15 protein-coding genes are annotated in these 14265 nt (G+C 63.4%); 9 read left to right on the top strand and 6 right to left on the bottom strand.

The window, feature by feature from the left end; all coding sequences use genetic code 11:
• Window positions 1-9 precede the first annotated feature (9 nt).
• From ACOOFO_RS02160 to ACOOFO_RS02150, 3 genes are all read left to right on the top strand, one after another.
• On the top strand, window positions 10-924 hold the full coding sequence (locus ACOOFO_RS02160; RefSeq protein WP_420428021.1) for a DUF4340 domain-containing protein: 915 nt from the start codon (window positions 10-12) through the stop codon (window positions 922-924).
• Window positions 924-1742, top strand: coding sequence for a bifunctional DNA-formamidopyrimidine glycosylase/DNA-(apurinic or apyrimidinic site) lyase (mutM, locus tag ACOOFO_RS02155; RefSeq protein ID WP_420428020.1), 819 nt, complete (start codon window positions 924-926; stop codon window positions 1740-1742). Before ACOOFO_RS02160 ends, mutM begins: the two co-directional genes overlap by 1 nt.
• 72 nt (window positions 1743-1814) lie before the next feature.
• The gene (locus tag ACOOFO_RS02150) at window positions 1815-3137 is read left to right on the top strand and encodes an NADH:flavin oxidoreductase/NADH oxidase family protein (RefSeq protein WP_420428019.1); all 1323 of its coding nucleotides are present in this window, start codon (window positions 1815-1817) and stop codon (window positions 3135-3137) included.
• A gap of 31 nt (window positions 3138-3168) precedes the next feature.
• On the opposite strand, the gene sufT is transcribed toward ACOOFO_RS02150, so the two are convergent.
• Window positions 3169-3717, bottom strand: coding sequence for a putative Fe-S cluster assembly protein SufT (gene sufT / locus ACOOFO_RS02145; RefSeq protein ID WP_420428018.1), 549 nt, complete (start codon window positions 3715-3717; stop codon window positions 3169-3171).
• Between the two features lie 108 nt (window positions 3718-3825).
• Between sufT and ACOOFO_RS02140 the strand changes: the two genes are divergently transcribed.
• From ACOOFO_RS02140 to ACOOFO_RS02130, 3 genes are all read left to right on the top strand, one after another.
• Complete coding sequence (locus ACOOFO_RS02140; protein ID WP_420428017.1) at window positions 3826-4551, top strand: SIMPL domain-containing protein; 726 nt, start codon at window positions 3826-3828, stop codon at window positions 4549-4551.
• An 84-nt stretch (window positions 4552-4635) separates the two neighbouring features.
• Window positions 4636-5139, top strand: a complete 504-nt coding sequence (gene purE, locus ACOOFO_RS02135) for a 5-(carboxyamino)imidazole ribonucleotide mutase (RefSeq protein WP_420428016.1) — start codon at window positions 4636-4638, stop codon at window positions 5137-5139.
• Window positions 5136-6278 (top strand): 5-(carboxyamino)imidazole ribonucleotide synthase, encoded by a 1143-nt coding sequence (locus tag ACOOFO_RS02130; RefSeq protein ID WP_420428015.1) that lies wholly within the window; start codon window positions 5136-5138, stop codon window positions 6276-6278. The genes purE and ACOOFO_RS02130 overlap by 4 nt, the downstream gene beginning before the upstream one ends.
• A 7-nt stretch (window positions 6279-6285) precedes the next feature.
• Here ACOOFO_RS02130 and ACOOFO_RS02125 read toward each other — a convergent pair whose 3' ends face one another.
• The 5 genes from ACOOFO_RS02125 to dnaA all read right to left on the bottom strand — a co-directional run bounded on the left by ACOOFO_RS02125 (window position 6286) and on the right by dnaA (window position 13405).
• Entirely contained in the window at window positions 6286-7053 is a 768-nt protein-coding gene (locus ACOOFO_RS02125) for a ParA family protein (protein ID WP_420428014.1), read from the bottom strand.
• Between the two features lie 24 nt (window positions 7054-7077).
• Window positions 7078-9462: a DNA topoisomerase (ATP-hydrolyzing) subunit B gene (gene gyrB / locus ACOOFO_RS02120; protein ID WP_420428013.1), complete on the bottom strand. Its 2385-nt coding sequence runs from the start codon at window positions 9460-9462 to the stop codon at window positions 7078-7080.
• 122 nt (window positions 9463-9584) lie between these two features.
• Window positions 9585-10658 carry a DNA replication/repair protein RecF gene (gene recF / locus ACOOFO_RS02115; protein ID WP_420428012.1) on the bottom strand — a complete coding sequence of 358 codons (1074 nt, stop codon included), beginning with the start codon at window positions 10656-10658 and terminating at the stop codon, window positions 9585-9587.
• Between the two features lie 86 nt (window positions 10659-10744).
• On the bottom strand, window positions 10745-11842 hold the full coding sequence (gene dnaN, locus ACOOFO_RS02110; RefSeq protein WP_420428011.1) for a DNA polymerase III subunit beta: 1098 nt from the start codon (window positions 11840-11842) through the stop codon (window positions 10745-10747).
• Between the two features lie 237 nt (window positions 11843-12079).
• Window positions 12080-13405 carry a chromosomal replication initiator protein DnaA gene (dnaA, locus tag ACOOFO_RS02105; RefSeq protein ID WP_420428010.1) on the bottom strand — a complete coding sequence of 442 codons (1326 nt, stop codon included), beginning with the start codon at window positions 13403-13405 and terminating at the stop codon, window positions 12080-12082.
• 137 nt (window positions 13406-13542) lie between these two features.
• Here dnaA and rpmH point away from each other — a divergent pair, with 137 nt between their 5' ends.
• Genes rpmH through yidD form a run of 3 tightly spaced genes read left to right on the top strand, consistent with a single transcriptional unit; the run spans window position 13543 to window position 14261 of the window.
• Window positions 13543-13677 (top strand): 50S ribosomal protein L34, encoded by a 135-nt coding sequence (gene rpmH / locus ACOOFO_RS02100; protein WP_420428009.1) that lies wholly within the window; start codon window positions 13543-13545, stop codon window positions 13675-13677.
• Window positions 13678-13698: 21 nt separating this feature from the next.
• Window positions 13699-14013, top strand: a complete 315-nt coding sequence (rnpA, locus tag ACOOFO_RS02095; RefSeq protein WP_420428008.1) for a ribonuclease P protein component — start codon at window positions 13699-13701, stop codon at window positions 14011-14013.
• Window positions 13989-14261: a membrane protein insertion efficiency factor YidD gene (gene yidD, locus ACOOFO_RS02090; RefSeq protein ID WP_420428007.1), complete on the top strand. Its 273-nt coding sequence runs from the start codon at window positions 13989-13991 to the stop codon at window positions 14259-14261. The genes rnpA and yidD overlap by 25 nt, the downstream gene beginning before the upstream one ends.
• Window positions 14262-14265 lie beyond the last annotated feature (4 nt).

Below are 14265 nucleotides of genomic sequence, written 5' to 3'. Positions count from 1 at the left end.
GGGAACCTCATGCGCCGTCACATCATCAATCTTGTTCTGCTCTTTCTGATTGGCGCCGTGGCCGCGCTGGTGTGGATGCGCCAGGAGCCGCCGGCACCACCGCCCGAGCCGCTGCTGGCCGAGAGCACCGAAAGCATCCAGCGCGTCGGCTTCCGCATTCCCGGCGGTGAGACCGTCATGGCCGCGCGCAGCGGGGACGGCTGGCGGCTGACCGAGCCGGTGTCCGCGCCGGCGGACAACGGTGTCATCAACAGTTTGCTGGCGGCGGTGCGTGCACCGATCGCCGACCGCATTCCGGCGCAGGAAGTCGATCTGACGCAGATGGGTTTTGATCAACCCGAACGCTACATGCAGTTCGATGACGTCGAGATCGCCTTCGGCGCCATCAATCCGGTGACCAAGAAGCGCTATGTTTTGATGGATGACAGCGTGCTGCTGATCCGCGATCCGGCCGGTGCGTCGAGTTATCACAGCCACGTCAAGCTGGTGCACAAGGCGATCGTGCCGCCGGGCCGGCGGCTGGTGCGCGTCGAGCGCCCCGGATGGACGCTGCACCGCGATGAGGAAGGCTGGCGCGTGGAGCGTCGCGATGGCGTTGCAGAGCCTGTGTCCACCGAACGTGCGGAAGCGGCGGGCGAGGCCTGGACGGAAGCGCGCGCCATGTGGACCGCCGAACCCAGCCGCGATCCCGAAGTGGGAGAGGAAAAGGTGGTGCTGCACTTTGCGGATGGAGAGGCCGTGGAACTGGTGGCACTGCGCGGCCAGCAGTTGCTGCTGCAGCGTACTGACTTTGCGGTCCAGTACCACGTTGCGCGCAACCTGACGGGGCTGCTGCTTGATCTGGAGGCCCCACCCGAAGCCGGCGCCGAAGGCGCCCAGGCGACACCACCGGGCGAGGGGATCATGGCCCCGGCAGGCAACTGATGCCGGAGTTGCCAGAGGTCGAGACCATACGACGCGGCGTGAGTCCGCACGTCATCGGACAGCGGGTAAGCCACTGCGTGGTGCGCGAGCCCCGTCTGCGTTTCCCGGTCGAGGCCGAAGGCATGGCGTCCCTCCATGGGCAGCGCATTGAGGCCGTGCGTCGGCGCAGCAAGTACCTGCTGCTCGATGGCGAGCGCGACACGCTGCTGGTGCACCTCGGCATGTCGGGTCGACTGCACGTGTTGCCGGAAGCGGTAGCGCTGCGCAAGCACGATCATGTCGACATCGTGCTCGACAGCGGCGTCATCCTGCGCTACCACGATCCGCGCCGCTTTGGGTTCATGCAGGTGCACGGCCGCGATGCGGGCGACATCCCACTGCTGACGCATCTGGGACCCGAGCCGCTGGAGGCCGCCTTCGACGGCGATTATCTGTATGGGCGGCTGCGCGGCCGCAGCGCCTGCATCAAGAGCCTGCTGATGGATGCCCGCCTGGTTGTGGGCGTGGGCAATATCTACGCACAGGAAGCCCTGTTCACCGCGGGCATAAGACCAGGCCGTGCTGCCGGCCGGCTGAGCCGGCCTGATTGCCATCGGCTGGTGGCTTCAGTCAAGGCAGTGCTCGAACAGGCGGTGGAGGCGGGAGGTACCACCCTGCGCGACTTCACCGGTGCCGATGGCGCGCCGGGCTATTTTCAGCAGGATCTGCACGTCTACGGCCGCGCCGGTCGGCCCTGCCGTCGCTGCGGGGCAGCGCTGCGTCTGACCCGGATCACTGGTCGCAGCACCACCTGGTGCGCGCACTGTCAGCCGCGCTGAGGCTGTCACGCGACAGCCGCTACCGGCTGCGGTAGCCTACCGAGCGTTTAATGTGCCAATGAGGAGCATCCCATGAGAATGGCCGAGCCGCTCACCCTGCCGTGCGGACAACAATTACCCAACCGCCTGTGCAAGGCCGCAATGACCGAGGGCGTAGCCGATGATCGGCTGAACGCCACGCCGCGGCACGCCGAGCTTTACGGGCAGTGGTCCGACGGTGGCGCCGGCTTGCTGCTGACCGGCAACGTGATGATCGACCGCCGTGTGCTGGAACGCCCGGGCAATGTCGCCATCGACCGGAGCGCACCGCCCGATGCGGAAGGCATGGCCGCGCTTCGGCGCTGGGCCGAAGCCGGCACGAGAGGCGGCAATCACCTGTGGATGCAGATCAGCCATGCGGGACGCCAGTCGCCGCGCTACGTGACCAGCGAACCGCTGGCGCCGAGCGAGGTTGGCCTGCAGATTCTGGGCAACTATGCGCGGCCGCGCGCCTTGCGCGACGACGAGATCCGCGATTTCATCGAGCGTTTCGGCTATGTCGCGGGCATCGCCAAGGAAACCGGCTTCACCGGGGTGCAGATTCACGCGGCACACGGCTATCTGCTTTCAAGCTTTCTGTCGCCGGCCACCAATCAGCGCACCGACCAGTGGGGTGGGTCACTGGAAAACCGGGCGCGCATGCTGATCGAAAGCATCCGCGCGGTGCGCCGGACGGTGGGTCCGGGCTTTCCGGTATCGGTCAAGCTGAACTCCGATGATTTCCGCAAGGGCGGCTTCTCGCACGAGGACTGCCTGCAGGTGGTGCAGATGCTCAACGATGAGGGCATTGATCTGCTGGAGGTGTCCGGAGGCACCTATGAGCAACCGCGCCTGCTCGGTTTCGACGGCCGCGAGGATAGTCGGGACGAGACACCGATGCGCGAGAGTACGCGCAAGCGCGAGGCCTATTTCATCGACTACGCCCAGTCGATCCGCAAGGTCGCCACCATGCCGATGATGGTCACCGGCGGTTTCCGCTCCCCCGATTTCGTCGAGGAAGTGCTGGCCGCTGGTCATTGCGACGTGATTGGCATCGGGCGGCCGATGACCACGGATATGCAGTTGCCGGCGCGGTGGCTGGCCGGCGACACGGCCGAAGCCATCCGTCACGAGGGCCGACTCAAGCTGTCCGACAAGCGCTGGCTATCCGGCGCCAGCCCGATCTATTTCATCAAGATCGTCAACGTCTTCGGCGCGCAGGCCTGGTACTACCAGCAGCTGCAGCGCATCGCCGGCGGCCGTGGCGTGAATATGCGGCTGGGCCTGCTCGGCGCCTTCATGCGCTATTTCGTTGACGAGATCAGTACCGCGTGGCGTGTCCATCGCAGCCGCCGCAAGGCCGAGAAAGTGGCCTAGCAAAGCGGAGCTGCAACGCCGTCGGTCTCGTCTAGAACAGGCCGACGGCGAGCTGCGCGGTCTCGGACATCATGTCCTGGCGCCAGGGCGGGTCGAAGACGAGGTTGACGTTGACCGCTTCGACCACGGGCAGGTTGGCCACCTTGCTGCGCACGTCGTTGACCAGAAAGTCGCCCATGCCGCAGCCGGGCGCCGTCAGCGTCATGTCGATGTCGACACGGAAACCGCCCTGTTCGCTTGGCTCGATATCGCAGCGGTAGATCAGACCCAGTTCGACGATGTCGACCGGAATTTCCGGGTCATAGACCGTCGACAGCTGTTCGTAGACGGCCTTCTCGACATCCTCGGCGCTGGCGTTGTCCGGCACGCTTGGCAGCGCGGGCGGTTCCTTGCCCAGACAATCGGCATCGCTGCCTTCGATGCGAAACATGTGGCCCTGCACGATCACCGTAAAGCTGCCGCCCAACGCCTGCGTGATGCGGGCCTCGGTCCCTTCGGGCAGTTCCACGCGTTGCCCAGAGGGCACCAGCGCGGCAATCACGTCGCGTTGCAGGGAGACAACTTCCTCTTCGGCGGGCATTCAGTATCGGTCCATCAGGATCAGGGCTGGCAGTGTAATAAGACTGCGCGCTGCGGTGCAGTGTTCCCGTCGCGCGCGGACCCCTCAAAGGTCGAAAGGAGCGAGATGATGCATCGATTCGTTTGGCAGGCGGTATGGGCAGCCTGTGTCATGACCCTGGGCGCTGGGATGGCGCACGCCGCTTCCGCGGAAGCCGCAAGCGGCATCGCCGTGCAGGGTGAGGCGGAGGTCCGGGTGCTGCCGGACCGGGCAGAGTTGTCGGTGGCCGTAGAGGCACAGAAGGCGGAAGCGGATGCTGCCAGCAAGGCCGCCGAAGCCGCCGCCGCCCGCTTTCTTGCGGCCGCGCGCGCGCTGGGTGCCGAGGATCGCGCCATCCAGAGCACTTCGCTGCGCTTGTCGCCCGAGTACCGCTGGGATGAAGAGCGCCGGCAGCAGGTGCAGATCGGCTACCGCGCGCGGCGCGACATCAGTGTGCAGATCGAACAGCTCGAGCGCTTGCCCGAATTTCTCAAGGCAGCCACGGAAGCAGGGATGACGCATATTGCGCCACCGCGCTTGTATGCGCATGAGGCCAAGCTGCATCAGCGCGAAGCCTTGCGCCTCGCCATGGGCGATGCGCGGGCCAATGCGGAAGCCATTGCGGCGGCATCGGGCAAGGAGTTGGGAGGCGTGATCAGCGTCGATGCGCGCGACGAGCAGCATTACCCCGTCGAGCCGCGCGCGATGATGCGTGCCTCTGCCGATCAGATGGAATCGCAGGAGGCTTCGGCTTTCTCGGCGGGTGAAATCGTCTACCGCGCACGCCTGCGCGCGCGCTTCGCCTTCATGCCTTGAGCCCGAGGCATTGCCAAGCGCGCTGCGCGCCGGAATAATGCGCGATTTTTCCGCGGCGATGCGCGGCGCAAAGCAGGCAAAATCATGGCAGAGACAGCACCGGTCGTAGGCGTAGTGATGGGCTCCGTGTCCGACTGGGAAACGATGCAGCATGCGGCGCAGCAGCTGGAGACGCTGCACATCCCCTACGAAGCGCGGGTGGTATCGGCGCATCGCACACCGGATCGGCTCTTCGCCTACGCCGAATCCGCCGTCGATCGCGGTCTGCAGGCGATCATTGCCGGCGCGGGCGGGGCCGCCCATCTGCCCGGCATGCTGGCGGCGAAGACACGCGTTCCCATCCTCGGCGTACCGGTGCAATCCAAGGCCCTGTCGGGGATGGATTCGCTGCTCTCCATCGTGCAGATGCCCGCGGGCATCCCGGTGGGCACACTGGCCATCGGCAAGGCAGGCGCCATCAACGCCGCCCTGTTGGCGGCCGCTATCGTAGGGCTCCGCGATGCTGAAGTGGCCGCGGCGCTTGATCGCTATCGCCAGTCGCTGCGCGAGGCGGTGGAAGCCAACGACCAGCTGCCCCCAGCACAATGACCGCATCCTCGATCTTTGGCGGCAGTGAGGCAGCGCGCCTGGGCGTGCTGGGCGCAGGCCAGCTCGGCCGCATGCTGGCCTTGGCCGCCCATCCGCTGGACATCGAGTGCATCTTTCTGGACCCGGCGGAATCGGCCTGTGCAGTGGACGTCGGCAAGCGCCTGCGCGCCGAGTTCGACGACACCAAGGTGCTTCAGAGTCTGGCGGCGGCCTGCCCGGTCGTCACCCTGGAATTCGAGAATGTACCCGCGGCTACCCTGGATGCGCTGAGTGCCCACACCACGGTGTGGCCACCTCAGCAGGCTCTGGCCGTGGCACAGGATCGCTTGCTGGAGAAGCAACTGTTCCAGCGCCTGGGCATTCCGGTCGGCCCCTTTGCCACCATTGACGGTCCGCAGGACTTTAGTGCTGCGGTGGACGCTGTGGGCCTGCCTGCCATCCTGAAATCACGACGCATGGGCTACGACGGCAAAGGGCAGGCAATGGTGGAGCGCGCCGAGGAACTGCCGCAGGCCTGGCAGACCATTGGAGAGGCGCCTGCCGTGTTGGAGGGTCGAATCTCACTGCAGCGGGAGATCTCCATGATTGCGGTGCGCGCCCAGGACGGCGAGATGCGTTTCTACGATGCCAGCGAGAACCTGCATCGCAACGGGATGCTGGTCCGCGCTCAGCCTCGGCCCGACGAAGCCCTTGCCGCTGCCGCGCGGTCGCACACCGGCGCGGTCATGGAGGCACTGGGCTATGTCGGCGTCATGGCCTTTGAGTTCTTCGTCGGACCCGATGAGCAGCTTTTGGCAAACGAGATTGCGCCGAGGGTACACAACAGTGGCCACTGGACCATCGAAGGGGCGCATTGCTCGCAGTTCGAAAACCATATCCGTGCCGTGACTGGCCTCCCCCTTGGCGACACCGGCACGCGCGGAGCCTGCGTGATGATCAATCTGATTGGTCGCGTCCCGGAGCGTCGCGCGGTGATGGGCGTGCCGGGCGCCCATCTTCACCACTACGGCAAGGCACCTCGGCCGGGGCGGAAAGTGGGCCACATCACGCTGACAGCTGCCGACATGGCTGCCCTCAAGGAGAACGAGGCGGCAGTGCTGGCGCTGCTGCGAGGTTCCACGGGGAACCACGCAGACTGAATCCGGATCAGGCCTTGCCCTTGCGGGCCGGTTTTTCCAGAACCTTGCGGGTATCCTGCCAAAGCGCTTCAAAAGCCTGAACGGCGGGATGGTTCGCGCCGGCATAGGCGTACAGCGGCGCACATTCCAGCCCCATGCGTTCCACCACAGCCGAAGCGGGCACCGTCACCGGGCTGGCAAAGGGAAGAAACTGGGAGGGATTCTCCGCGATCTCTCGGTGCAGGCGGCGTCGCCGGTCCACCTGGTTGAAAAAGGTGCGTAACGGCGGCTTCTTGACACCCAGTTCCTCCAGATGCTCGCGCACTTGATCCACCGCACGTCGCGCCAGGGGTCCCGGCTCGGTTGGAAGCAACAGCAAATCGGCGGTACGCAGAATGCTTTCGGCAAGGCCCCCGAGGGCAGGCGGGCAATCGATCACCACCAGCCGGTAGTTTTCCGAAAATCGCTTCAGCCAGGTCTGCACCCAGCGTCCATCCGTGTGGCCACTGCCGAGGTGGGCATCCACGTTGCGCAGCTTGCGATTGGAGGGGAGTACATCAAGATGGCGCCAGGGTGTGGACTCGACCAGGCGCCCCGCGGCTTGCTCTCCGCGCAGCAGTTTCTTGACCTTGATACCGGCCGGATCGGCGCCGAGTACATGGCCGGCGGCACCCTGTGGATCGAGATCCCAGATGAGCGTGGGCCATCCGTCGCGGGCGGCGAGGGCAGCAAGATTCACCGCCGTCGTGGTCTTTCCGACGCCACCCTTCAGCTGATAGACGGCCAGACAATGCATGCGCGCAGCCTAGCCGCTCTGTACCTAGACGTCGAGATTGCCGACCTGGAGGGCATGCTGCTCGATGAACTCGCGTCGTGGCTCGACGTGTTCGCCCATCAGCGTGGTGAAGATCTGATCAGATGCCACGGCATCGTCGATCTTGACCTGGACCAGGCGCCGCTTGCTGGGGTCCAGCGTGGTTTCCCAGAGCTGGGAGGGATTCATTTCTCCAAGACCCTTGTAGCGCTGGATATTGAGGCCGCGCTTGGCCTCCTGGACCAGCCACTCATACGCCGTTTCGAAGCGATCCGTCTGCTGACTACGCTCTCCGCGGGTGACGGTACCCGGCATGGAGAGTTCCGCGACCTTGGCGTGCAGTCGGGCAAGGCGCGAATAGTCGGGTCCATCAAAAAAGCCGGGGGCAATGGTATGGGTGTGTACCAGCCCATGGGCGCGCCGATGCACCAGCATGCCACCATCGGCCGTCTCTTCGATGCGGTACTGCCCCTTGTAGGCACCACGTTCGTTGACGCGAGCGCTCAATTGCTCGATCCACTGCGCGCGCTCTCCGGCCGGCGGCGGCACTGGCATGTCGCGCAGACCGCGCAGCAGCTCGTTGTCATAGCGCCGCGCCAGGCGATCGATATGAACATCGCTGGCATGCCATTCGCGCACGATCTCGGCAAAGGCCTCCGGGCTTATCGGATCGGCGCTGCTGGCTTCCGACTGCCAATGGGCATCCTGCAAGGCGTGGCGCAGCAGGTACTCCTGCATTTCCGCCTCATCCTTGACGTAGGTCTCTGATTTTCCTGCTTTTACCTTGTATAGCGGCGGCTGCGCGATGTAGATGTAACCGTTCTCGATCAGGCTGAGCATGTGCCGATAGAAGAAGGTCAGCAGCAAGGTGCGGATGTGTGAACCGTCGACGTCGGCATCGGTCATGATGATGATGCGGTGGTAGCGCAGCTTCTCCGGCCGCATTTCTTCGCTGCCGATGCCGCAGCCCAGTGCCGTGATGAGGGTGGCGACTTCGGTCGAAGACAGCATCTTCTCGACGCGCGCGCGCTCGACATTCAGGATCTTACCCTTGAGCGGGAGAATCGCCTGGAAGTGTCGATCGCGTCCCTGCTTGGCGGATCCACCGGCGGAATCACCCTCGACCAGGAACAACTCGGATTTCTGCGGATCCTTTTCCTGACAGTCGGCCAGCTTGCCCGGCAAGCCAGCGACATCGAGCACGCTCTTGCGGCGATTCAGCTCCTTGGCCTTGCGCGCGGCATCACGGGCACGAGCGGCCTCCACGATCTTGGCGGCAATCAGCTTGCCTTCGCGCGGGTTCTCGAGCAGGAAGTCGCGCAGACGCTCGGTCACAATGGACTGCACCACCGGCGTCACTTCGCTGGATACGAGCTTTTCCTTGGTCTGCGAGGAGAAGCGGGGCTCGCGCAGCTTGACCGAAAGAATCGCCGTCAGCCCCTCGCGGATATCCTCGCCCTGGACCGTGACCTTCTCCTTCTTGGCCACACCTTCGCTTTCCAGATACTCGCTCAACGTACGCGTCAGCGCGTTGCGCAAGCCCGTCATGTGCGTGCCGCCATCCTTCTGCGGGATGGTGTTGGTGAAGCAGAAGACGTTTTCCTGGTAGGTATCGCTCCATTGCAGCGAGCAATCCACAGCCGTATCGCCATCTTCGCCGGACATCTGGATGACGGTGGGGTGCAGTGCGTCGCGGCTGCGATTCAGATAGCTGACGAAGGCAGCGGTACCACCTTCGTACTCGAATACATCTTCGCGCTCGTCGCGTTCATCGCGCAGTACGATGCGGACGCCCGCGTTGAGAAAGGACAGTTCGCGCAGCTTCTTTGCGAGTACGTCGTAATGGAATTCGCAGCTCGAGAAGACGTCGCTGCTCGGCCAGAAACGGACCAAGGTGCCGCGCAGATCTGTCGGGCCCACCTCGTACAACGGCGCTTCGGGGATGCCATCGTGGAAGCGAATGCAGTACTGCTTGTTATCGCGGTAGATATCCAGTTTCAGCGTGCGCGACAGGGCATTGACCACCGATACACCCACGCCATGCAGTCCGCCCGAAACCTTGTATCCGTCGCCGCCAAATTTTCCGCCTGCGTGCAGGACGGTCATGATGACTTCAGCAGCCGAGCAACCCTCTTCCGGATGCTCGTCCACGGGAATGCCGCGGCCGTTGTCGCTCACAGAGACGCTATCGTCTGCGTGCAGTGTCACCACGATTTCGGTGCAGTAGCCGGCAAGGGCTTCGTCGATGGCATTGTCGACCACTTCGAAGACCATGTGATGCAGACCGGTGCCATCGTCGGTGTCGCCGATGTACATACCCGGACGCTCGCGTACGGCTTCTAGTCCCCGGAGGACGCGGATGCTGCTGGCGTTGTAGGCGGTTTCGGTCAAGGCAAATCATCCCTAGGCGATCGCATAGTATAGCCCGCCCAGCCGCGGTACCGCCGCAGCATTTGGTACCGCCGCATGGCAGGAAAGAACCAGCACCCTCGATAACTTGGCGCAGGATTGCTTTAGTCGCTGCGCCGAATCCGGCCCTGTTCCACGTGGAACCATCGCGCGCCGCCGGGCCCGAGCATGGCGGGGCTATGCTCCAGACTGGTCACGATGCTCTGACCAGGATATTCATGCAGTGCCCACGCCACACGCGACTGGAAGTCGGCACCCAGTTCGGCTGTGAAATCATCCATGAGCAGAACCGGTACGATTCCTGCCGCCTCGCGCAGCACATCGGCCTGCGCCAGGCTGAGGGCAACCAGGAGTACTTTTTGCTGTCCACGGCTAATGCGATCGCGTGCCGACTCCCCGGCGACACTGATGCGCAGTTCGCTGCGGTGCGGCCCCACGGTCGTGATGCGCTGGCGCTGGTCCTGCTCCGCCCGCGCAGCAAGAGCCTCCGCAAGCGATTGCTCTGCATCCCAACCTGGCAGCAAGCTCAGTGTTGCGGCCTCCAGACCGAGAGCGGCACAGCGTTGCTGGAAAGGTTCCTGCAAGGCGTCTACACCTCGCCGTCGAAGCTGCGCCAGCCGACTCCCGCTTTGCGCAAGTTCATTGGTCCACGCCTGAAGGTGTGCCGAGGCCTGCCCTGATCGCAGCGCGGCATTGCGCTGCTTGAGGGCGCGCGCATAGGCGCGCCAGGCGTCGAGGTAGGAATGTTCCACGTGAAACATTCCCCAATCCAAAAAACGGCGACGGTAGGCAGGTCCATCTTCGACCACCCGGTGCAGCCCTGGCTCGATCATTTGCAGCGGGAGTTGTCGTGCCTGCTCAACAAGCGTCGTCACCCCGTCGTTGCACCGTGCCTGTAGCCCTCCCTGCTCAAATTGCAAGGACAGCCGATCGGCAGGCGCTTCTCCGTGCCGTACGCGAGCGGTCACATTCCATGCCGAGGTCCCGGATCGCGCGCAGCGCCCGGCGGGCGCACCGCGAAAGGATTTTCCCCGCGCCAGCCAATACAGCGATTCCAGTACGCTGGTCTTTCCGGCACCGTTGTCACCAACGAACCAGTTCAGCGATGGATCGAGGTCAATGCGGCTATCCGACAGGCATCGGAACTGGCGGATCGTGCAATCCGCGAGATAGGTCACGACGAATCACCTGGCAAGAAAGCAGCACACAACGCCTGATGACCGTGCACGACGGTTGCGCTGCTGCTGTGCGGCCTGATGACGAGCTAGAGCCGCATCGGCATGACCACGTAGCGTGTGTGGTCATCGCTCGGGTCGGTCAGCAATCCGCTGGCATCGGCTGCCTTCAGATTCAGGCGGAAAGCGTCGCCATCCATCGCCCCAAGGGCATCCAGTAGGTAGGTGACATTGAAGCCAATTTCCAGGGGCGTGCCGTTGTAGTACACTTCAACGACTTCTTCAGCCTCTTCGTGTTCCGGATTATGCGTCTGCAGGCGCAGTTCATTCTCTGCGAGTTGCAGTCGAACGCCGCGAAACTTTTCATTGGCCAGGATGGCCGCACGCGCCAAGGCCTGGCGAACGCGCTCCCGGTCACCGCTGAGCTGCATGCCATCCGCATCGGGGATCACCCGCTGATACTCCGGGAAACGTCCATCGATGAGCTTGCACACAAAGGCAATGGACCCTACTTCGAGCGCGACCTGGTGGGCCGATAACCTCAGCTCTACCGTCGCTTCGCTGTCATCCAACAGCCGCTGCAGTTCCTGCACACCCTTGCGTGGTACCAGCACCTGCCGGTCTTCGAAGCGTTCACTGAGCTCGCATTCGCTCAAAGCAAGCCGGTGTCCATCGGTGGCGACAGCGCGCAACATCCGGTCCGAAAGATGGAGGCAGAGGCCATTGAGGTAGTAACGCACATCCTGCGCCGCCATCGCGAAATGGGTCTTGTCGAGGAGACGCAGCAAATCCTGTTGCTTCAGCGTTAAGGGGTCACCGTCACTCTCGACATCCAGACGAGGAAATTCCTCCGCCGGCAGTGTCGACAGGGTAAAGCGTGAACCCGAGGAACTGAGAACCGCCCGACCTTCGGCAATTTCCAGCGTGATCTGGGCGCCCTCGGGAAGGCCGCGGCAAATATCGAAGATCTTGCGGGCGGGCAAGGTAATGCTGCCGGGTTGCAGCACCGTCACCGGAACGGCACTGGATAGCTGCAGTTCCAGATCGGTTGCCAACAGCGACAGCGTGTTTTCGTCGGCCGTCACCAGCACATTGCCAAGAATCGGCAGCGTCTGTCGCCGTTCCACGACGCCGATGATGGCGCTGAGTGCTTCGAAGAGCGTATCGCGGGGAATCTCGATCTTCATGCCGACCTATCTCACTCTTTACTTATCTATTGATTTACAGCGATGGTAGCTGGGTCGGACAAAAACTGCGCATAAGTCCGCATGCCTTTTTCAAATCAGGGTCTTAGCTGACGTCAAAGCCTGCTGATAATGGACGCATCATCCGTGGGATGAGATGTGCATAACTTCGGACCCTGAAAATGTCACCACTTTATCCACAGGATGGTACGCCCTGTTGTGCAGAGATTTATGCGCAGATCATCCGCCCAGCTGGCGGAGGAGGTTTTCCCAGTCTTCGCGCACCCGCGTATCGTTCGCGCGCAGGTCACGGACCTTGCGACAGGCATGCATGACGGTGGTGTGGTCCTTCCCGAAAGCGGCGCCAATCTCGGGCAGGCTGTGCTGGGTGAGTTCCTTGCACAGGGCCATGGCGATCTGGCGGGGGCGTGCCACAGTCCGGGTACGGCGGACCGAGTTGAGATCGCTGACGCGAATCTTGAAGTAGGTCGCCACCACGCGCTTGATATTGTCGATCGTTACCAGCCGCTCATAGCTGGAAAAGATGTCGTAGAGCGTTTCCCGGGCGAAATCCTCGGTGATCTCCCTTCCCAGAAAGCGAGAACTGGCGACGAGGCGGTTGAGCGTGCCCTCCAGCTCGCGGACATTGGATCGCACGCGTTGCGCAACGAAGAAGGCGACCTTTTCCTGCAGCACAATGCCGCGTTCCTCGGCCTTGTTGAGCAGGATGGCTACGCGGGTTTCGAGCTCCGGCGCTTCGACCGGCACGGTCAGACCCCACGTAAAGCGCGACTTGAGACGGGAGTCGAGGCCATCGAGCTCGGCCGGGTACCGGTCGCAGGTCATCACCATCTGTTGTCGCCCGTCGAGCAACTCGTTGAAGGTATGGAAGAACTCTTCCTGGGAGCCTGATTTGCCCACGAAGAAATGGATATCGTCAATCAGCAGAGCGTCGACCGAGCGGTAGTGCGCCTTGAACTGCTCCGTGGTGTTGCCGCGGATGGACGTGATCAAATCGCGCACGAACTTCTCGGCGCCCACATAGAGCACGTGGGCGCGTTCCTTGTTGCTGGCAATGTGATTGCCGATGGCATGCATCAGATGGGTCTTGCCGAGGCCCGATTCGCCGTAGATCAATAGCGGGTTGAAGCGCTCACCCGGCGCTTCGGCAACCTGCAGAGCCGCCGCACGTGCCTGTGCATTGGATTTGCCTTCGATGAAGTTCTCGAAGGTGTAGCGATCATCGACCCGGCGGCTCTTGATGTCCCCGCTGGAGATGACGATTTCACCGCTGTCCTCGCTCTGGGGCTCGAAGTGGGAGGTACCGCCTCCCACGGAGATCTCGAAGGACCAGGTCTGGGCGCTATCGCTGGCAGCGAGTGCGCGTTCGATGAGCGCTGAGAAATCGCGTTGTACGCGTGCCTGTACGGCGGCGTTGGGCGCATCCAGCCTGAGATGCTGACCGTCCGCAACTGGCCGCAGCGGCTGCAGCCATGCCATGACGTCACGCTCGTCGAGCTCGCGTTCCATGAATCGAAGACAACGGTTCCAGAGCTCGTTGGTCACGGCGTCTCGGCGGCAAAAGGGGGACGGGAGTCTAGCGATCTATCCTGAGCTTATCCACAGCCATCTTCAACTTGCCCCCAGGCTAGGGCCGCGAGTACACTTGCGCGCCTTTTTTCCATGTATTCCGGAATAGACCCATGAAACGCACCTATCAGCCGAAGCGCCTTCGCCGGAGCCGCACCCACGGTTTTCGCGCTCGCATGGCGACCACCGGTGGTCGTCGCGTGATCGCCCGTCGCCGCGCCAAGGGCCGCAAGCGCCTGGCGCCGTAATTGTCGAATCCGCCGCGCACGATGCGCCTGCGTCTTCCTAGGGAATTCGCGCAGGTCCTCGGGCGCGGCCGCCGGCATCGCGGCCGCATCTGTACTATCGTTGCGTTGCCGCGCGCCGATGTACCACCGCGGCTTGGTCTTGCCATCAGCAAAAAAGCCGCTCCCAATGCCGTTCGACGCAATCGCATCAAGCGTCTCACCCGCGCCAGCTTTCTGCGCGCCCTGCCCGCTTCGGGCTGGTACGTCGTCATGGCGAGACCGGGCGCTGGCCTGCGCGACGACGGAGACATCGTTGCCGATCTCGATCAGCTATGGCGTACGTTGAGTTCGTCCTAAGCCGACTGATCCTGGGTGTCATCGCTGCCTATCGGCGGCTCATCAGCCCTCTGATTCCGCCGCGCTGTCGCTTCCACCCAAGCTGTTCCCAATATGCGGACACGGCGATTCGCCGATTCGGCCTGCGTCGCGGCGGCTGGCTCGCCATGCGCCGCATCCTGCGCTGCCATCCTCTGCACCCGGGTGGGCATGATCCGGTCCCGGATCGCGAATTACACGCTCCCGCTCACCGTTCCTCTTCTCACTGATCGC

It is taken from the genome of Algiphilus sp. (assembly GCF_965216485.1).
GTDB lineage: Bacteria > Pseudomonadota > Gammaproteobacteria > Nevskiales > Nevskiaceae > Algiphilus.
This window is presented reverse-complemented; position numbering and strand designations above follow the sequence as displayed.